This window comes from Microbulbifer mangrovi, from assembly GCF_002009015.1.
Classification (GTDB): Bacteria; Pseudomonadota; Gammaproteobacteria; order Pseudomonadales; family Cellvibrionaceae; genus Microbulbifer; species Microbulbifer mangrovi.
Genome location: NZ_LZDE01000323.1, coordinates 24,514 through 43,189, shown reverse-complemented (window position 1 = coordinate 43,189; position 18,676 = coordinate 24,514). Strand labels below are relative to the sequence as shown.

The following is an 18,676-nucleotide window of genomic DNA, read 5'->3' as shown; positions in this document are numbered from 1 at the left end:
TGTATTCACAGCGGTCCTGAAAAGGAATACCCGGTGCTTTGCCGCCAGTAAAAGTAAAAACAGAGCTCATGCTCCCACCCCGGTGTCACGCAGCCCAAAAACAAGAAACCCGGCACAAAGGCCGGGCTCTCGAGTTTCCATCCTGTGAGATGAAATCAAACGATGATTACTGGCGAATACCTTCCACGTCCAGAATCATTTCAACGGTCTGGGACGCAGGGCCCAGGTCGTAGTCGATGCCGAAGTCCTTCAGCTTGAACTCAGTAGTGCCGGTGAAGCCCTGACGGTAGCCGCCCCAGGGATCCTTGCCGCCGCCGATTTCTTCAACGTCGATGGTGATCGGCTTGGTTACACCGTGCAGGGTCAGGTCACCTTTCAGCACCGCTTTGCCGTCGCCCTTCGGTTCAAATGCGGTGCTCTTGAAGGTAGCGGTCGGGAATTTAGCCACATTCAGGAAGTCTTCGCCGCGCAGGTGCTTGTCGCGCTCCGCGTGGTTGCTGTTCAGGCTGGTAGTGTCCACGGTGACTTCCACGGAAGACGCTTCAGGCTTGGCTTCATCGTAAACAAAGTTGCCGTCGAACTTGTCGAAGCGACCATACAGCCAGCTGTAGCCCAGGTGCTTGATGCGGAACTGGACAAACGCGTGCGCGCCTTTGGTATCGAACTTGTAATCGGCCGCCTGGGCAGAGGCACCGATGAGGGTAGCAAACAGCAGAACTGCAAGTTTCTTCATGGGTCAGTTTCCTGTTGGTTATTAAACAGAGTGTGAAAATCGTGAAACAGGTTTGAATCAATCGTTATCTGCGCGGCGCTACGCCCAGCATTTTCTTCAGGGTGCCATCTTTATTGACGAAGTGGTGCTTGAATGCCGCAAGGCCATGTACCACCACCAGTCCTATCAGACCCCACGCGAGCCACTCGTGGATCACGCCCGCGATATCCTCCTGGTTCTCCAGTCCCTGCAGCGTGGCCGGCACGCTGAACCAGTTGAACACCTCGATGGCACGGCCATCCGCGGTGCTGATCAGGTAGCCAGAAACGAAAATCGCCAGCAATAGCCCATAAATCAACCAGTGCGCGGCACCCGCGGCGTGTTGTTGCCAGCGGGGGGCGGGTTCCGGGGTTGGGGTTTCATTGGCCCAGCGCCACACCAGTCGTGCAACCAGCAATATCAACAGCAGTATCCCCACCGACTTGTGGATATCCGGCCCCTGACGGTACCAGGGGTCGTAATAGGACAGGTCTACCATCCACCAGCCGAGGGCGAACATGCCGATGATGGCCGGAGCCATCAGCCAGTGGAAAAGTACGGCCACCCAGCCGTAATGGGTTGTGCTATTGCGGGTCTGCACAAAGGACTCCGTCAGAAAATTCAGATTGCGCGCATTATAAAAATTCTGTGGCGCGGGAATAGCGCAAAAAGCCGGAAGTATTTTTCGAAAAAATCGCAAAGGTGCAAACGCGGGGTCTGCAGCCTGCGCTCGCAGAATGGATAAGAGCGGTGGACCAAGTGGCGAGGGCAGGGGAGTAGTTGCGCGCCTTAAATTAGTGCGCGGCGTGCTGGCGCTCGGCGGCATTCAGGACCTTGCCCAGCAGGTTCGGGTCCAGTTTGGTGCGATCGCTGAGTTCGTGGGTGAGCCATTCGAGATCGTGTGGCTGCTCGGACTGGTCGTGGCCATTTGCCATGGCCAGCTGTTCCAGCTGCCAGATCACGTCCAGTAACAGGTTGGGGGCCAGTGCCTGGTCGTCATCTTCGCTGAACAGATGGCTTTCCAGCCGTTCCAGGTCCCGGCGCTTTACCACCAGCTCACCGTAATTGGGATACCAGCGGCCGCTGAAGGGTTCCGGGCGGTGGCTGAAGTCGAAGGTGATCTGCAGCCGGTTGCCCTTGTCGTCCTGCATGGTCGGGGTGTCATTTTCTTCTGCGGGCAGGGCGGGGCGCTGGCGCAGGATACCGACGATGGCGCGCCAATCGCTGCTGTACTCGGGGCACAGGCGCAGGGGTTCGGTGAGTTCGGTTCTGGGTTTGCCGGGGCGGTCGATATAGCTGAGCTGCTGGCCGGGGCGATACCAGTAGAGATCGAGGGTGTGATTTTCTGCCAGGCGCGCCAGGTCGTCGCTGGTGAGGGGATCTTCCGAGAGGGCGCTCAGGTGGTCGACGGCCTGCTGAACGCTGAGCCAGCGCCGCATATGGAAAGGTTTGCTGGAGGTGGAACCCTGACTACCCGCCGTCGCCATTATTGCCCTGCTTCCCTATGGTGCTTTCGAACCATTTAAGGTTAGCAGCTGGGGATGGGGTTGCCGGTCAGACTGTGGGCCTACCCGGCACCAATGCCTTCGTATCAGGGCGGGTGGCTACAACCACCCCTTCTTCTTGAAGTACAGGTACGGCGCCATACCCGCCAGCAACATCAACAGCAGCGCCCACGGATATCCCAGTAGCCACTCCAGCTCCGGCATATGCTCGAAGTTCATGCCGTAGATACTGGCGACCATGGTGGGAGGCAGGAAAACCACCGCGGCAATGGAGAAGATCTTGATGATCTTGTTCTGCTCGATGCTGATAAACCCCTGGGTGGAATCCATCAGGAAGTTGATCTTCTCGAACAGGAAGGTGGTGTGCGACATCAGGGTGTCGATGTCGCGCAGAATCGCCCAGCAGCTCTCGCGCAGTTCCGGGTCGTCCTTCAGGTGGCGCTGCAGGAAGGCGATGGAGCGCTGGGTATCCATCAGGCACAGGCGGATTTTACCGTTGGAGTCTTCCAGCTTGGCCAGGTGATCAATGGCTTCTTCCAGGTCGGCGTCTTCGTCCTCCAGTACCAGATGACTGACTTCGCCGAGTTTCAGGTAGTTGTCTTCCAGGGCGTCGGCGAGGTTTTCCACCTTCTGGTCGAACAGCTGGATCAACAGTTCCTGGGCGTTGTGGGCTTCCACCTGGTTGCGGCGCGCGCGCATACGCAGCAGGCGAAAGTCTGCCAGCTCGGTATCGCGCACGGTAATCAGACGCTGGGGCTGAAGGATGAAGGCCGCGGTGGCGGTTTCGTGGCGGCCTTCGCTCTGGGTGAGGTACAGGGAGTGGACGTGAATACCCGCGGAATCGATGAAGTAACGCGCGGAGGACTCGATCTCCTCGACATCTTCGGATTCCGGAAGCTCGGTGCGCAGCAGCTGCTCCAGCAGGTCCCGCTCATTTTCCTCCGGGTCCTGCAGGTCGATCCAGGCCGCGTCAGACAGGGGCTGGCTGTGATAATCGCTGCCCGCATAGGTTTCTTTGATCTTGCCGCGCTGGATTTGAAACAGTCTCAGCATTAACGCTTCCTTGGTCTAAAAGAGGTGCTTGCGGGAATGGTGTCAGGCTGTCGGCAACAAATCAAATGCCACCACCAGGGAACAGTGGTGGCATTTGTTTTTACTCAGACTAAAGCCACGTGGGCAGCTGTGCGCGGATCTGTTCGCTGTCGCAGGTGGTAAGGTTTTTACGGGATTCGCCGGCGATGGCGGCGAGACAGGGGGAGCTCATGGACATGCGCAGGCTGCCGGCCATGGAGGGCTCGGCAACGATATACAGGCGGTCAAAGCGACCTTCCTGACGCCCCTTTTCGAGGGTGTGGGCGATATCCCGTGCGAACTTCTGGGCACCCTGTTTGCGCAGGCTGGTGGGCTCAGACATCGCGTGGCGGCCTTGGCCGTAGCTGTCGAACGCGCGCCCCGGGGCATCGGCGAGCAGTTCCTGCCCTTTCATGCGTCCCTCCGGGTAAACCAGAGATTCTACTTCGTTGAGCTTACCCGCACGTTTTTCCGCCTCAAACACGCGAGCGTGAGTATGGTTGGCTACCAGAACCCAGGCTTTAGACATGACAGTGCACCTCTGTTTTTGCTGTGCTTTGTTGCTGAATGGTAGCCCGCGGCCGGTCGGGTTCGTAGTCGTTACTGGCAGTGGGGTCGCTATCATTGTGGCAACTGGTGAACCGACAATTGTGCGCGGGAGGTGTAACGTGAAAGTCGAACAAGCCATGCACCGCGGTGTGACCTGGTGCTCCCCGGACACGCCGCTGACCGAGGTCGCGCAGCTACTGCGGGACCACGATGTGGGCGCGATTCCGGTGGGAGAAAACGACCGTTTGATCGGCATGGTGACCGATCGGGATATTGTCAGCCGCGGCCTTGCCGAGGGTTGGGATCTGCGCGAGCACTGCGCGCGGGATGTGATGACGGAGAATATCGAATACTGCTACGCGGATGAAAATATGGAAGAGGCCATCGACCATATGGAGCGCATGCAGATTCGCCGCCTGGCCGTTGTGGATGGTGCGCGGCGTATGGTTGGCATGCTGAGCATGGGGGACATCACCCATGGCATGGATGACCACAGTAGCCACCGATATACCGCGGCGGTTTCCGCACATCATTGATTGCGCTGGGATTGCACTGGCTGACTGGTAGGATTGCGCGCCTCGCTTTTAACTGCGCGCGAGCGTGATCACCGGGGACGCTCCACTGCGCCGTCCGGGTGACGGCTGCAGGCGCTGGCAGGTCATAGGTTTGTCATAAAAAGTACATAGACTGCGGGCTAAATCTACCGAATCGTACTTTCTATCTCTCCTATGCTTCCGCTGTTCCTGACCAGTCACAAGGCCTATTTCGGCATGCTGGCGGTGTTCCTCGCCGCTGTGCTGGCAATGTGCCTGTGGCTCTCGAAACAGCAGGCAACACTGCCGTTGCTTGGGGACTATCACATCTACCACTGTGAGACGGGTGGCAGCGGTCAGGGGAGTTTCAACCTGCTTACCGTGTCTTCGATTTTTGCCCGGGAAATTGCCGACAACCTGTGTCGCGCCCCGGCCATGGCCGAGCAGTACAAAACGATAAGCATCTCCTGGAAACCTCGCCAGCAGCTCACTGCGGAGGAGGTCTTGAATGAAGATTACGATCTGATCTGGAACCGCGAGCACAGCCTGCATGGTCTGGTTCCGGAATATTCCCGCTATTACGAACCCCTGCTGCGCTACGACCAGTACAAGGTTTTCTGGTTCAGCCGCAATGGCCAGCCACAGCTCACCCGGGAGTATTTCCGGGGCAAAAAAATCGGTTTGTTGAACGACAGGCTCAGCCACACTTTCCACCTACTGCCTCTGGCTTCCCTGAAACAGTTGGGGGTGGATATTTCCCGCCAGCCCCTGGTTTATTTCGACGATGCGAATAGCCTCTACCGGGCCTTTGCCCGGGGCGACCTGGACCTCGTCAGTGGCGGACTGTTTCTGGAGCAGGACCTGGATATACCGCTGCAGCGTATTTTAATGGCGGACAACGTGGTCGCCGCCACGCTGTTCGTGCGCAAAGCGCGCGCGGCGGAAATCGACTGCGCGATTGCCCAGGCATTTGATGATGCCACCACTGACTACTTCAGTGCACACCGGGATTTCCCGGGGGCGGCGCACTGTCGTGGCTAGGTGCAAGCGCTGGCTGCCGCTGGCCTGGTGCGTGTTGACCGCGCTGTTGTCGGGCTCTGCCTACTGGTATGCGCACGCCTCCTTCGCCGATGACCTTGCGCGACAATTCCAGCAACAATTGCCGCAGCGGTTGGCGCTCGCGCTACAAAACCGGCTGGCGAACAACGGCCCCCATTCCTGGGTGATTGGGCAGCTGGAGCGTGATCTGGCGGCGCTACCTGCAACAGGTCGCTTACCCTTGCTCCGGCATTGTCGCGCGCGGGTAGAGCAGTTGATCGGCGAGCCGGGCGTATCGCCATCATCCGGCGGCGACCAGATTGCCGTGGGCTGGCATATTGGGGATGGCGAACGGCAGGACCGCACGCTGTTTTCCCTGAAGTGCGATACCAACTGGCCGGTATTGCTGGCAAGTCAGGGCGTCCTCGCGCTGTTGCTGGTCGGGTGTGTCTGGCTGTGGCCCGCGCCCCTGTCCTCTGCGCGCAGGCTCCAGATACGTACGCTGTCAGGTGCGGGCATAGCGCCACAGCTGGCGCGGCGACTGTCTGCCAGACTCGAGCAATTCAACCCACTGCAACGGGACCTGTTTGCACGCCTGCGGGATCAACTTGGCCTGTCAATGGAATCACTGCTGAACTGGCTGGCAAAGCCGGAGCTGGCAACGTTGGATCCGCAGCAGATCCTGTGGCTCGACCTGGCGCTGCACAAGGGAATTGAAGGGCCGCCGGATCTGGATCGGGCGCTGGCGGTTGCGTTGGCGCCCGCCTATCTGCAGTTCGAGTGCGAACAGCTGCAGGTGATCGCGCACGGCATTCCGATCACCCTGTCCAAGACCCCGTTCTTTTATTTTCTCTGGTATGCGCGCCGGCGTCTCGCCGGGGATGGCTGGTATCTCAATCCGCCCACCAGTCGGCCAGATCGGGATGGCGCCGAGCCTCTGATCACATTGATGGAGGAACTGGGTGGACACAACAAGTCCATCAATGATCTTCGCGAGCATGGCCTGCGCGCAAAAACCTTGGATCAGAACCGCAACAAAATCCGCGATGAGCTGGTGTCCGCTCTGGGCGAGGTGCTGGTGGAACCCTACCTGTTTGAATCTCGCCGGGATATGAAAAGCGGTCGCTACAGCTATCGTCTGGCGCTTTCAGCGGACCAGATACAGATTCATTGATGACCTTTGTATAGTCATAACTCTCTGATTTATAGGGATTTTTGTTTTTAGAGATATCTCATTCCCGCTCCGGGTTGTCTTTTTAACCCCTCTGTCACACCGGCTCCCGAATATGCCCCCAGCGGCCAGTTGGCCAGCTTCCAAGACCAAATTCTACTTATTCGAAGAAACAGCTTCGGAGATTAAAGATGAACAATTTTTCTCACAGCAGACTGTCTCTGCTGATTGCAGTGGCTGCGGCAGGCACTACTCAGGGGGCAATGGCACAGCAGGTTGTGGATGGCTCAAACATTGACGGCGCAGCGGTCGAAGAGATCGTGGTAATGGCGTCGCCCATCCGCGATAGTCAGAAGGCCGCCATCGATGCCAAGCGCGATGCCGACAACACGGTAGATATTATCTCTGCCGATACCATCGGCCGTTTCCCCGACCAGAACCTGGCGGACTCCCTCGGTCGTGTGCCCGGTCTCGCCATCGAGCGCGACCAGGGCCAGGCCCGCTACATCAATTTCCGCGGTGCGCCTTTTCGCTACACCTCGCTCGCTATTGATGGCCTGAGTATCCCGGGTGCCGAGAACGGCCGTGTACCGCGTTTCGACAGTTTCCCTTCCGTAATCACCAGCCGTATCGATTCCAACAAGGCGATCATGGCGGACATGCCCGGCAGCGCGGTTTCCGGACATATCAACATCTCCACCTTTGACCCGTTTGTGCAAGAGGGCTGGGCCTTCTCCACCGATGTGGGCATGGGTAACCAGGAACTGGGCGATGGCGATATTGAAAAGCGGGCCCTGCGTACTTCCTGGTCCAGCGACAACTTCGGCTTCTCCCTGTTTACCTCGGAGAACAGTCGTGAGCAGACCACCGATAACCGCGAGTTCGATCTGGAGCGCGACGAAAATGGCGAGCTGCTGGTCAACGAACTGGACTTCCGCAGCTACAAGGTAACCCGTGAAGACCGCGCCTACGGTGGTCGCTTTGAATTCCGTGGTGACGGCGCGCTGGAGCGGGTATTCGTATGCACCCTGTATAACGAATTTCAGGACTTCGAAGAGCGCAACCAGTATGTGTTCGACTTTGCGGGTGGTGCCGAGGCGGTTGGTGCGCCCCAGGCCACAGGCGCCGCGGCTGAAAACCAGTTTGCCCTGGTAGGTCGTTCCCTGGAGTACGGCCTGTACGAAAACTCCACTTTCACCAACACCTTGGGGGCCGATTTCGCCCTGGGTGCGTGGCATATCGAATCCCGCATCAATTTCACCGAAACCGAAAACAACTTCTTCCTGCCGCTGCCGCGCAGCGCCGGTGGTTTCGCGATGGCGAGTTTTGATGTCTCCGATTTACTGGATCCGGCAGTAACCGGCCTGTTCGACCCGATTGCTCAGGCGCCGATCGATGTAAATGACGTTAACTACGCCGTTGACCTGGGCATGCTGATCGGCTCCGAAATGACCATCGATGCGACCAAGTTCAAGCTGGATGCAGAGCGCGAACTGCAGCTGTTCGGCCAGGACGCCGTGGTAAAAACGGGTATCGAGATGGACTCCCGTGAGGCCGATGGCTTTGGCATGGTGCTGTCCTATGGGCTCTTCCCATCTGACGTAAGTATCAACGATTTTGCCACCGGTGAAGCCTGGGACAGCCAGTTCAGCAACGGCATTGCCGGCGCTACCTACTACGACAACAAGGGACTGCGCCGGGCGTGGGATACTGCTGTAGGCGGTCTGGACCTTACCCCCAACGACTCCCAAGCGATCCGTCTGGAAGAAGATATCACCGCGGGTTACGCGATGGTTACCACCCACTATGACTGGGGCAACCTGGTACTGGGCGCGCGCGTTGAAAACACCGATTACCTGAGCGAAGGCCCCACCAGCAACTTCGAAGACAGCTTTACCAACGTATTGCCAAGCGCACACCTGAATGTTGACCTGGCAGAAGAGGTAAAGCTGCGACTGTCTGTCTCCACCGGTGTGAGCCGCCCGACCTACTCCGAATGGCGCGGGGACGACATGGTCGATTTCGTTCAGAGCAGCGTCACCGCGGGTAACCCGTCTCTGGAAGCGGAGGAGTCTGTCGGTGCAGACATGTCCCTGGAGTGGTATGCGGGCGATGCCAGCCTGCTGAGCGCCGGCCTGTTTACCCGCAGCATCGACAATGTGATCTACGCACAGAGCGATGTGATTGCCGGCGATGCCTACTTGCCGGAAGTGGGCGCGGACTACTGGATCTACACCCAATACGTCAACGGCAGCAACGGCAAAATGCGTGGTGCCGAGTTCAATGCCATCGCCCAGGCTGCGGACTTCCTGCCGGTTCTGGAGGGCTTCGGAATCAGCGCCAACCTGACCCTGCTGGACAGCGAGTTTGAAACTCAGGACGGCACCCGCCACAGCCTGCCAGGCACATCCGAAACCATCTTCAACGCCTCTGTGTTCTACGAGATGGAAGGCTTCTCCATTCGCCTGAATCAGCAGTACCGCGACGACTGGCTCTCCACTACCGAGAACGTGGGTATGAACGATTACTGGGATGCTCAGAAGCGTGTAGACCTGTCGGTGAGTTACGACCTGCCGATGGCGGTGTTCGGCTCCGATGTCACCCTTTACGCCAACGCAAATAACCTGACCGACGAGCAGGACGTGCGTTACACCGGCGATGAAAGCAATCCGAATCAGGTGGAAAGCTACGGCCGCCGCTATCTCGCGGGCTTCCGCGTCAATTTCTAATGAACCAGCGACCCAAACTTTTAAAAACTTCTGACAGGTGATTTATGCACAACAAATGGATGAACGGGATTCTGGCGATTGCCGTAGCGACCACTCTCGGGGCGTGCTCTGCCACAGCACCGATTGCGGACAAAGTACAGACTGCAGCGGTTCAATCTGATGTTCAGCAGGTGCGTGTACTGCCGCTGGAGGGCGGGCGCAACTTCCGAGATCTGGGCGGCTATGAAACCACAGACGGCAAAACCGTTAAGTGGGGTAAATTGTACCGTTCCGGAATTCTCACCAACCTGACCGCCGATGATTACGCGTACCTGCGTGATCGCGAGATTGCCACCATCGTCGATTTTCGCTCTACCAGTGAACGGTCCAATGAGCCGGACAACTGGCGCGGAAGCAGCGCGATCACGCTCGAGTGGGATTACGAGATGAACTGGGAACAGGACTTTGCCAAGCTGTTTTCCAGACCCGACTTTTCCAAGCAGGATCTGGTTGAGCTGATGGACAAGGGATATACGGATCTGGTTAAACAGCAGACGCCCGCCTATCGCGCCATGTTCCAGAAACTGATCGAGAGCGAAGACCCGCTGCTGTTCCATTGCACCGCGGGCAAAGACCGCACCGGTATCGGCGCTGCGCTGATTCTGACCGCCCTGGGGGTGGATCGCGAGACGGTGAAGCAGGACTACATGCTGTCGAACAAGACACTGGCCGGTGTCAAGATGATGGCGCTGCCGGAAGACGCCAGCGAGAAGGAAAAGCGTATGTACGCATTCTTTGCCCAGCTACCGGAAGATATTCGCGGCGCCATGTCTGGGGTAGAGCTTTCCTGGCTGGAAAGTGCCTTTGACGAAATGGCGCGTCAGCACGGATCTGTTGAAGGCTATATCGAACATGCGCTCGACGTGGACCCGCAGGAGCTGGCCCTGCTGCGCACCCGCCTGCTGCAGTAATCTCCGCCCGCTTGGTCCCCCCGGCGATCGCCTGATCGCGGTTGCCGGGGGATACTTTTGCTAATTGTGCAGTTTTTGCTCCGAATTTACGGATAAATATACGGTAAAAGACAGTTTGTCGCGTTTTTCGCTCGAAATCTGGCCCATAGGTTGCAAGGGTTAGAGGGTAAATGCTTCGTGCGCCACGGGGCGGTGCTGGTGCGCTGTCCCTGGCCCGGCCTGGAATCCCACGGGAGCGAAAACCATGTTCCGCACAAATACGATACTCTCTTCTTTCTCCTCCGCTGTTCATTCATCGCTATGTTCGCCCGCTGTTTCTCTGCTGGTTGCCCTTGCGGCGTTCTCGCCATTGTCGGCCGCCGCCAAGGCATCCGAGGGCTGGATGGGCGTGGGCAGTGCCGACCCGCTGATCCGGTTGGCGGTAACCCCTGTAGAAATCCGCATCGAAGCACCCACCCCGCTCACCGGTAACAACCTTGAGTTACTGCTGGCGCTCTCCGGTAGCAAAGGGGGCCTCGGCGATATCCGCAAAAAAGCCAGTGAGGAATTCAGCCAGTACCTGGATCAGCAGGTACAAATGCGATTTGGGGAATTCTTCGAAGATGAGCGGGTGCACCTGGTGACCAACCGCGCACCGCTGACCCTGCATACGGATTTCGATGTCGTTATTCGCCAGAAAATTCTGGATATCTTCAGCAGCAAGGATTACGACCTGGAAAAGGGCAGTATGACGGCCTACGGCAAGTTCCACTATCGCCTGCAGGGCGCCATCGGCGCGCATGTGTTGCGGGAAGGGACTGTGGATATCTCCACGCTGAAACTGCATGCCCGCTACCGTACCAAAGCGCCGAAGGATGGCGGTGTGGTGGAAGATACTACCCGCGAGGCCACCGAGCGCCTGCTGGCCGACATCGCGGAAGAGGTGCTGGATCAGGTGGAAGATGATCTGGAAGCGGATGCGCTGCTGAGCCTGGCCCGGCGCTAACTGGTCTCAAGACAGCTCGACCGGTCCAGGGGAGGAGTCCCCTGGTCCATTCAGTTTATAACCGGCTGGCCGCGGTACATTTTACGCGGCTGGCTGGATGCGCCGCGGCCATCGTGCAGTGCCAGCTCCTCGCCGTAAATCATTTCGTAGATATCCTTCTTGCCCTGTTCTTTCAGTACCCGCTGGCCGCGGTAGAGGCGCTCGGGTGGCTCATTACCGGTCAGGAACGGACCGCCTTTCAGGGTTTCCAGTTGCGCAATCAGCTTCAGGGATTCGTCGTCGTGGCTGCGGTGTTTGAGTTCCGCCAGCTGGGGTTCAAAATCAAAATCGGAAAAGCGTAGGCTGATATCGAATTCCGCCTGAATACGTTTGCGCAATTTGCGCAGGATATTGAGGGCCTGGGAAGTCATCAGCCACTGGTGGTCTGTCATCGTTGTTGAGCCTTTGTAGTGTTTTACCGTTAGTGGAGCAAGGACCGGGCCAATTCCCGAGAGCGTTTCCCATCCTTCTCTCACTGTCTTGTGAGCCGGCCTCGGGCTCCGTACTTGCAGGGCGTCCGGGGGAGAAGAAGTAGCTGCGGGATCCACCGGGCACCAGTGGGGTGCAATCTTGCGTCACCTGCCCCGGGAGTGTGCGATTGGGCGGCGTTGGTCAATGTGGATCTGTTAAGCTTTGGCTCAGGTTCGGCGCTCGCCGATCAGTATCAGGAGAGGAATGGATATGTCTGCAGAGACCATCAAGTGTAAAGCGGCGGTTGCCTGGAAGGCGGGTGTGCCTCTGTCTATCGAGGACGTGGAGGTCGCGCCCCCCAAGGCTGGCGAGGTACGTATCAAATTGATGGCGACCGGTGTCTGTCACACGGATGCCTTTACCCTTTCCGGTGATGATCCGGAAGGTGTTTTCCCGGCCATTCTTGGCCACGAAGGCGGCGGTATCGTGGAGTCCGTGGGCGAGGGCGTAACCAGCGTCGCGGTGGGCGATCACGTGATTCCGCTGTATACCCCGGAATGCGGTGAGTGCAAGTTTTGCAAATCCGGCAAGACCAACCTGTGCCAGAAGATTCGCGCGACTCAGGGTAAGGGCCTGATGCCCGATGGCACCACGCGCTTTTCCATCAATGGTGAACCTATCTATCACTACATGGGCACCTCCACCTTTTCCGAATATACGGTGTTGCCGGAAATCTCCGTGGCCAAGGTGAACAAGAGCGCCCCCCTGGAAGAAATCTGCCTGTTGGGATGCGGTGTCACCACCGGTATGGGTGCGGTAGCGAATACCGCGAAGGTGGAGGAGGGCGCCACAGTGGCGGTGTTCGGCCTCGGTGGCATCGGTCTCGCCACGATAATTGGTGCGCGCCTTGCCAAGGCGTCGCGGATCATCGCCATCGATATCAACGAGGGGAAATTCGAGCTGGCGAAAAAACTTGGTGCCACCGACTGTATCAACCCGAAAAAATACGACAAGCCCATCCAGGACGTGATTGTCGAGCTGACCGATGGCGGGGTGGATTACTCGTTCGAATGTATCGGTAATGTCAACGTGATGCGCTCGGCACTGGAGTGCTGTCACAAGGGCTGGGGGGAATCGGTAATTATCGGTGTGGCCGGTGCCGGGCAGGAAATCTGCACGCGGCCGTTCCAGCTGGTGACCGGACGGGTCTGGCGCGGCACCGCGTTTGGCGGCGTCAAGGGTCGCTCCCAGCTGCCGGATTATGTAGAGCGCTATCTCGCCGGCGAATTCCAGCTGGATGACTTTATTACCCACACCATGCCACTGGAAAAAATCAATGAAGCCTTCGACCTGATGCACGAGGGTAAAAGTATCCGCAGTGTGATTCACTACAAGTAAGGTAGCCCGATGACCGTAGAACTTGTCAGCAAAACCCATAGCTTCGATGGCACCCAGTGCCAGTACGCCCATCGCTCGGAAGTGCTTGACTGTGATATGCGCTTTTCTATTTTCCTGCCGTCCCAGGCGGAAAAGGATGAGCGTTTTCCGGTGCTTTACTGGCTCTCGGGGCTTACCTGTACCGACGAGAATTTTTCCCAGAAAGCCGGTGCCCAACGTATGGCGGCAGAGTTGGGTATTGCACTGGTGATTCCAGATACCAGCCCGCGCGGTGATGCAGTGGCAGACAGTGAAAGTTACGATCTGGGCAAAGGGGCGGGCTTCTATGTCAACGCCACCCAGTCGCCCTGGAAGCCGCATTACCAGATGTACGATTACGTGGTCGAAGAACTGCCCAAACTGGTTGAAGCCAATTTCCCGGTGAGCAAGCGGCGGGCGATTTTCGGGCATTCCATGGGAGGGCACGGCGCGCTCACCATCGCCCTGAAAAATCCCGGCCGCTACACCTCTGTATCGGCGTTCAGCCCCATCTGTAACCCGATTGCCTGTCCCTGGGGAGAAAAGGCCCTGTCTGCATACCTGGGCGCTGATACGACGTTGTGGGAAGAATACGACGCGACCTCTTTGCTCAGCAGGGCCAAGGAGCGGATGCCCATGCTGGTCTCCCAGGGGGAGGACGACCAATTCCTGGAAGAGCAGTTGAAGCCCAATGCACTCAAGGCAGCGGCCGACGCGGCGGGTTACCCGCTAAAGCTGGAGTTCCACGCCGGCTACGATCACAGCTACTACTTTATCGCTACTTTTATCGAGCAGCATCTGCGTTTCCACGCGGACTACCTGTTGGCACATTAAGCGCGCTTTCTCTAACCGATTAAATAAGGCCGGGTATATACCGGCCTTATTTAAATCTGAAGCAGAAAAAATCAGATCGCAATGCCGACCTGTAAAGTAGCTACGTAGCCATTTTCAAGGTCACCCCTGACTTCGGCCAATTGATAACTTACCCCATCACTGAACACGTTATCTGAAGAGAAACCGCTGACAGAACTGTTCTGCCCGTGTTCTGCATACAGGGCCGAAGCATAAACCACCTGGGTAATTTCTTCCGGAAACGCTATCTGCGAGGTGGCGGTAGCGGTCGAACTGCTGAACAGAAATACCCGGAAATGTATGTGGGTTATCCTGCCCGTATACCAGCCGGGATAGATGGTTTCAAACAGCACCATGCCATCGCCATCCACATCCTGGATGCCACGGCAGAACGTCTCTCCACGGGTATCCGCTCCCGGCTGTGAATATCCGGAGTAGACCCCGTCTTTATCGCAGTGCCAGATATAGACCGACGCATCGGTGATCGGGGCACAGTCATTATTTACATCCACCAGGTTCAGTACCAGAGTGAGTGGTGCCCCGGTCTTTCCCTCAGTGATGTCGGAACGCACCATGGCAGAATTACTGAGTACCGCGGTGAGGGGGTAGGGGCCCTCCGTTTCCTCGGGGATCAGCGTGCAGGTGCCGGGGGTTCCACCGGAACTACTACCGGAAGAACTGCCGCCGGAAGAAGAACTGCTAGAAGAACCACTCGAAGAGGATCCCCCTGAGTTTCCCTTGCTCGTATTGCCTGACGAGCCGCCATTACTACAGGCGGCGACCATAGCGGCACCGGTAAGGCCCAGTGCGGAGAGCATCTGTCGCCGGTTCAGGGTTTTTTCTTGTACGGTTTTGTCGCTTTCGGGTAGTTTATTTTTTTCTGCTGTATCAAGTTTCTGGTGCATGCTGACCCCATATATTTATCGTTTGGTGTAATGCTTTATCGAGCGCGACATTCGCCGCGAATCTCAACCTTCCCCTGCAGCGTACTTTTCTCGATGACAAACCAGCCGTGCGGACAATAACTGGTCTGGGAGAGCACTTCTTCCAGTCTTTCCCGGGCAGCCTTTTCCGGGTTTTCTCGCATTTTCTTGCTCATGCCAACGGCACCCGGGCCGCCCATACCGCCGCCAGGTCCTCCACCGGCGCCACCCCCCATGCCGCCGCCGGGGCCACCGCCTTTACCTCCTCCCGGACCTCGACCTCGCATGCCGCCACCGGGCGCGCCCCCGCCCCCCTCACCATTGACGGTTGCGGTATAGGTGAACATGCGGTTCCCCTGCTCGGTGATATTGGCGATGAAGGATTCCGAGAATACGGGAGGTGCATCTGGTGCGCTGGCGCAACCGCCGAGTGTCGCGGCGGTCACCAGAACAACGGTCAAATACGAATTTTTCATGGTCTCTCCTGAGTTGTGAGATCCCTATGACCGTATGTTGCAGCAGCTGTTGGTCGTCGCGGCGTAAAGATTGGTAAGCGAGTGTTAAGCGGGTGATCGGTGGGACAGCGCGCTCGGTGTTCGTCGAGCGCGCCTGACTTGCTCAGTGTCCCCAGGGTGCCGGCGGTGTCTCTACGGGCTTGGTCAGATCGAACTGGACGCGGAACTCTCGTCCATTGGGTCTGGTCAGCTCGTAAATGAAAGCCTTGCCCGGGTGAATCTCCATCGCCCAGGTATTTTCCAGTGAGGCATTCAATCCCTCGCGCTTGAAGGTCTCGATGGATTCCTGATCCACGGGAAATTCCTGCCGGTTTTCCGTTCCTTCGCTTCCGGTATCCCCTCCGTACATGGTTACTGCATCCTCACTGCCGTCCTCGTGACGATGATCGTGCTTGAGACGGATTCCATCCGCAGTGCGCGTCAGTATCCAGGTGCGGGAGCGGTCTTCGCCCACATGAAACGGAATACGAATTTCCTGTTCGGGGTTATCGCAACCGCGCACATGCATTATCAGTGTCTTTCCCTCGAACGCGTCTGGCTCGTTGGTGCGCGGCTCGTTTGCGGTTATTTCACCGGCAAATGCCTGGTCACAATAGGCGGCAATATTTTCCAGAAACTGATCCTGGGGGTGGCTTGTATCATCTCTGCCGCTGCAGGCCCCCAGTACAAGTGTGCCGGCCAAAACGGGGCAGATATTTCTGAAGAGTGTGCGCTTTGCTTTCATGGGTTATCCACAGGCTGGTTTCCGGAGAGATACCCGCTTCCGGTTGATCGGGCTGAATTTGAGTATCGTGCAGTATGGGGCTTTATCAAGAACCCGGTCCAGCCCGTGATCTATGTGGTGCAGGGCGAGCGATGACTTAGGCGTTCGAATTAGCCACTGAAGCTCGACGTTTTCTGGGGTCAGGTCACCGCAAATTCTGGCGCCAGGCCCGCTGCCGTCCTATTATTTCCCGCTTGTTTTTGGGGGCTGCCGCGCAGTTTCCGACGTCCAGACTCTTGACTGCGAGTATTTTCATGAAGCGGAAATTGTTTTTCCTGTTGGGCTGCGCGTTTGCCAGTTTTTCCTCTGCGGAACAGTTGACTATCGACAGAATATTCTCCGACCCGGCATTGAGCGGTACCAGTCCCCGTGCGCTGCAGTATTCTCCGGATGGCAGCCGCGTGACTTTCCTCAAGGGGCGCGAGGATGACTACAACCGTTATGACCTGTGGGAATACAGCCTGAAGGATGGCGAGACCCGCATGCTGGTGAATTCCGACCGGCTGCATAGTGGAGAGGAAAATCTCTCCGACGAAGAGAAGGCCCGTCGCGAGCGGCAGCGGATCTTCGGCAGCGGTATTATGGAGTACAGCTGGTCGAAGGATGGCAAGTCCCTGCTGTTTCCTCTCGCCGGTGATGTTTTCTACTACCAGCTGAACAACGGTGAGCCCAAGCGCCTCACCCAGACCGAAGCCTTCGAGACCGATGTGCGCGTTTCCCCGCAGGGGCGCTTTGTCTCATTTATCCGCGACCAGAACATTTTTGTGGTGGACCTGGAAACCGGTAAGGAGCGACAGCTCACTAGCGACGGCAAGGGCACCATAAAAAATGGTATGGCGGAGTTTGTGGCCCAGGAAGAAATGGACCGCATGACCGGTTACTGGTGGTCACCGGATGAAAAACGTATCGCCTACCTGCAGGTGGATGAAAGCCCGGTGGACGAAGTCACCCGCAGTGAAATCTACGCAGACCGGATCGATATGATCCAGCAACGTTACCCGGCGGCGGGTCGTCCCAATGTGAAGATCAAACTGGGTGTGCTCGATCTTGCCAGTGGCAAAACCCAGTGGCTGGACCTGGGCAGTAACGAAGACATTTATATTCCACGGGTAAAATGGGCCCGTGACAACCTGCTTTCCTATCAGTGGCAGAACCGCAGCCAGAACCGACTGGAACTGCGTTTTGTGGATATCCCCAGCGGCAAGACCCGCACCGCCCTGACAGAAACCAGTGATACCTGGGTCAACCTGTTCCACGGCCTGCGTTTCCTGAAAAACAGCAAGCGGTTTATCTGGGCTTCGGAAAAGGATGGCTATAAGCATCTGTACCTGTACGATTTCTCCGGCAAGCAACTGGCGCAGCTCACCAGTGGTGACTGGGCGATCGATGCACTGGAAGCGCTGGATGAAAAGAACGGCAAGGTGTATTTCTCCGGGCGTAAAGATACCCCGCTGGAGCGCCACCTGTACGTAACCGACCTCAGCGGCAACGGCAAGATTGAAAAAATCTCCTCCCGCAACGGCATGCACAGTATTGAGTTTGCCGATGATGCGTCTGGGTATATCGATACTTATTCCAATCCGTCCACACCCGCCCAGGTCAGCCTGCACGGTGTCGATGGCAAGCGGGTCACCTGGCTGCAGGAAAACAAGGTGGAGAAGGGCCATCCGCTGCATCCCTACATGAGTGACTGGATTGAGCCGGAGTTCGGTACTATCAAGGCGCCGGAAGGGCACACCCTGTATTACCGCATGTACAAGCCGGCGGACTTTGATCCCAAGAAAACCTATCCGACCATGGTATTCCTGTACGGCGGTCCGCACGCACAGCTGGTCACCAACAGCTGGGACAGGCCTTTTAACCAGTACATGGCGCAGCAGGGTTACGTGGTGTTTACCCTGGACAACCGCGGCTCCGCCCATCGTGGCAAGAAATTTGAAGATCCGATCTTCAAGAAAATGGGCAGCGTGGAAGTGGACGACCAGGTCACTGGTGTGAAATTCCTGCGCTCCCTGCCGTTTGTGGATCCCGCCCGTATCGGCGTTTATGGGCACAGCTACGGCGGCTACATGGCGCTGATGACCATGTTCAAGGCTGGCGATTATTTCGCCGCAGGTATTTCCGGTGCACCGGTAACCGATTGGGGGCTGTACGACACCCATTACACCGAACGCTATATGGGTAACCCCACCGAAGTCCCGGAGGCTTACGAGGCGTCCTCCGTATTCCCTTACGCCAAGGATCTGAAAGGCTCACTGCTGATCTATCACGGGATGGCAGATGACAATGTCCTGTTCACCAATACCACCAAGCTGATCAAGCAGCTGCAGGATAATGGGCAGCAGTTTGAACTGATGACCTACCCGGGTAAAAAGCACAGCCTGCGCGGCAAGGAAACCCGCAAGCACTGGTATACGATGATGAAAGACTTTTTTGACCGCAACCTCAAAGGTATGGAAAAACAGTAAAAACCGT

18 protein-coding genes are annotated in these 18,676 nt (G+C 57.4%); 9 read left to right on the top strand and 9 right to left on the bottom strand.

Annotated elements, in window-relative coordinates; all coding sequences use genetic code 11:
• Positions 1-166 precede the first annotated feature (166 nt).
• From B4U49_RS12335 to B4U49_RS12315, 5 genes are all read right to left on the bottom strand, one after another.
• Positions 167-733 carry a YceI family protein gene (locus B4U49_RS12335; RefSeq protein WP_078084903.1) on the bottom strand — a complete coding sequence of 189 codons (567 nt, stop codon included), beginning with the start codon at positions 731-733 and terminating at the stop codon, positions 167-169.
• 64 nt (positions 734-797) lie between these two features.
• Complete coding sequence (locus B4U49_RS12330; RefSeq protein WP_078084907.1) at positions 798-1,352, bottom strand: cytochrome b; 555 nt, start codon at positions 1,350-1,352, stop codon at positions 798-800.
• Positions 1,353-1,545: 193 nt separating this feature from the next.
• Positions 1,546-2,238 carry a hypothetical protein gene (locus tag B4U49_RS12325; RefSeq protein WP_078084902.1) on the bottom strand — a complete coding sequence of 231 codons (693 nt, stop codon included), beginning with the start codon at positions 2,236-2,238 and terminating at the stop codon, positions 1,546-1,548.
• Positions 2,239-2,355: 117 nt separating this feature from the next.
• The gene (corA, locus tag B4U49_RS12320; protein WP_078084901.1) at positions 2,356-3,309 is read right to left on the bottom strand and encodes a magnesium/cobalt transporter CorA; all 954 of its coding nucleotides are present in this window, start codon (positions 3,307-3,309) and stop codon (positions 2,356-2,358) included.
• Between the two features lie 109 nt (positions 3,310-3,418).
• Positions 3,419-3,856, bottom strand: coding sequence for a host attachment protein (locus tag B4U49_RS12315; RefSeq protein WP_078084900.1), 438 nt, complete (start codon positions 3,854-3,856; stop codon positions 3,419-3,421).
• A 139-nt stretch (positions 3,857-3,995) separates the two neighbouring features.
• Between B4U49_RS12315 and B4U49_RS12310 the strand changes: the two genes are divergently transcribed.
• From B4U49_RS12310 to B4U49_RS12285, 6 genes are all read left to right on the top strand, one after another.
• Complete coding sequence (locus B4U49_RS12310) at positions 3,996-4,412, top strand: CBS domain-containing protein (RefSeq protein ID WP_078084899.1); 417 nt, start codon at positions 3,996-3,998, stop codon at positions 4,410-4,412.
• A 192-nt stretch (positions 4,413-4,604) separates the two neighbouring features.
• Positions 4,605-5,450 (top strand): hypothetical protein, encoded by an 846-nt coding sequence (locus B4U49_RS12305; protein WP_078084898.1) that lies wholly within the window; start codon positions 4,605-4,607, stop codon positions 5,448-5,450.
• Positions 5,443-6,621, top strand: coding sequence for a hypothetical protein (locus B4U49_RS12300; protein ID WP_078084897.1), 1,179 nt, complete (start codon positions 5,443-5,445; stop codon positions 6,619-6,621). The genes B4U49_RS12305 and B4U49_RS12300 overlap by 8 nt, the downstream gene beginning before the upstream one ends.
• Positions 6,622-6,809: 188 nt before the next feature.
• The gene (locus B4U49_RS12295; protein ID WP_078084896.1) at positions 6,810-9,347 is read left to right on the top strand and encodes a TonB-dependent receptor; all 2,538 of its coding nucleotides are present in this window, start codon (positions 6,810-6,812) and stop codon (positions 9,345-9,347) included.
• A gap of 44 nt (positions 9,348-9,391) precedes the next feature.
• Positions 9,392-10,297, top strand: coding sequence for a tyrosine-protein phosphatase (locus tag B4U49_RS12290; RefSeq protein ID WP_078084895.1), 906 nt, complete (start codon positions 9,392-9,394; stop codon positions 10,295-10,297).
• A 244-nt stretch (positions 10,298-10,541) separates the two neighbouring features.
• The gene (locus B4U49_RS12285) at positions 10,542-11,282 is read left to right on the top strand and encodes a hypothetical protein (RefSeq protein WP_143735645.1); all 741 of its coding nucleotides are present in this window, start codon (positions 10,542-10,544) and stop codon (positions 11,280-11,282) included.
• A 50-nt stretch (positions 11,283-11,332) separates the two neighbouring features.
• On the opposite strand, the gene B4U49_RS12280 is transcribed toward B4U49_RS12285, so the two are convergent.
• Entirely contained in the window at positions 11,333-11,713 is a 381-nt protein-coding gene (locus tag B4U49_RS12280) for a hypothetical protein (RefSeq protein ID WP_078084893.1), read from the bottom strand.
• Positions 11,714-12,002: 289 nt separating this feature from the next.
• Between B4U49_RS12280 and B4U49_RS12275 the strand changes: the two genes are divergently transcribed.
• Positions 12,003-13,130 (top strand): S-(hydroxymethyl)glutathione dehydrogenase/class III alcohol dehydrogenase, encoded by a 1,128-nt coding sequence (locus tag B4U49_RS12275; protein ID WP_078084906.1) that lies wholly within the window; start codon positions 12,003-12,005, stop codon positions 13,128-13,130.
• Positions 13,131-13,139: 9 nt separating this feature from the next.
• Positions 13,140-13,982 (top strand): S-formylglutathione hydrolase, encoded by an 843-nt coding sequence (gene fghA, locus B4U49_RS12270; protein ID WP_078084892.1) that lies wholly within the window; start codon positions 13,140-13,142, stop codon positions 13,980-13,982.
• Positions 13,983-14,053: 71 nt separating this feature from the next.
• Here the strand turns inward: fghA and B4U49_RS12265 are convergent, their stop codons facing one another.
• From B4U49_RS12265 to B4U49_RS12260, 3 genes are all read right to left on the bottom strand, one after another.
• A complete protein-coding gene (locus tag B4U49_RS12265; protein WP_239692608.1) occupies positions 14,054-14,905 on the bottom strand; it encodes an intradiol ring-cleavage dioxygenase in 852 nt (283 codons plus the stop codon).
• Positions 14,906-14,940: 35 nt separating this feature from the next.
• On the bottom strand, positions 14,941-15,399 hold the full coding sequence (locus B4U49_RS18880) for a hypothetical protein (RefSeq protein ID WP_143735644.1): 459 nt from the start codon (positions 15,397-15,399) through the stop codon (positions 14,941-14,943).
• 142 nt (positions 15,400-15,541) lie between these two features.
• Positions 15,542-16,120, bottom strand: a complete 579-nt coding sequence (locus tag B4U49_RS12260; protein WP_204903033.1) for a hypothetical protein — start codon at positions 16,118-16,120, stop codon at positions 15,542-15,544.
• Between the two features lie 335 nt (positions 16,121-16,455).
• Between B4U49_RS12260 and B4U49_RS12255 the strand changes: the two genes are divergently transcribed.
• The gene (locus B4U49_RS12255) at positions 16,456-18,669 is read left to right on the top strand and encodes a S9 family peptidase (RefSeq protein ID WP_078084890.1); all 2,214 of its coding nucleotides are present in this window, start codon (positions 16,456-16,458) and stop codon (positions 18,667-18,669) included.
• Positions 18,670-18,676: the final 7 nt, after the last annotated feature.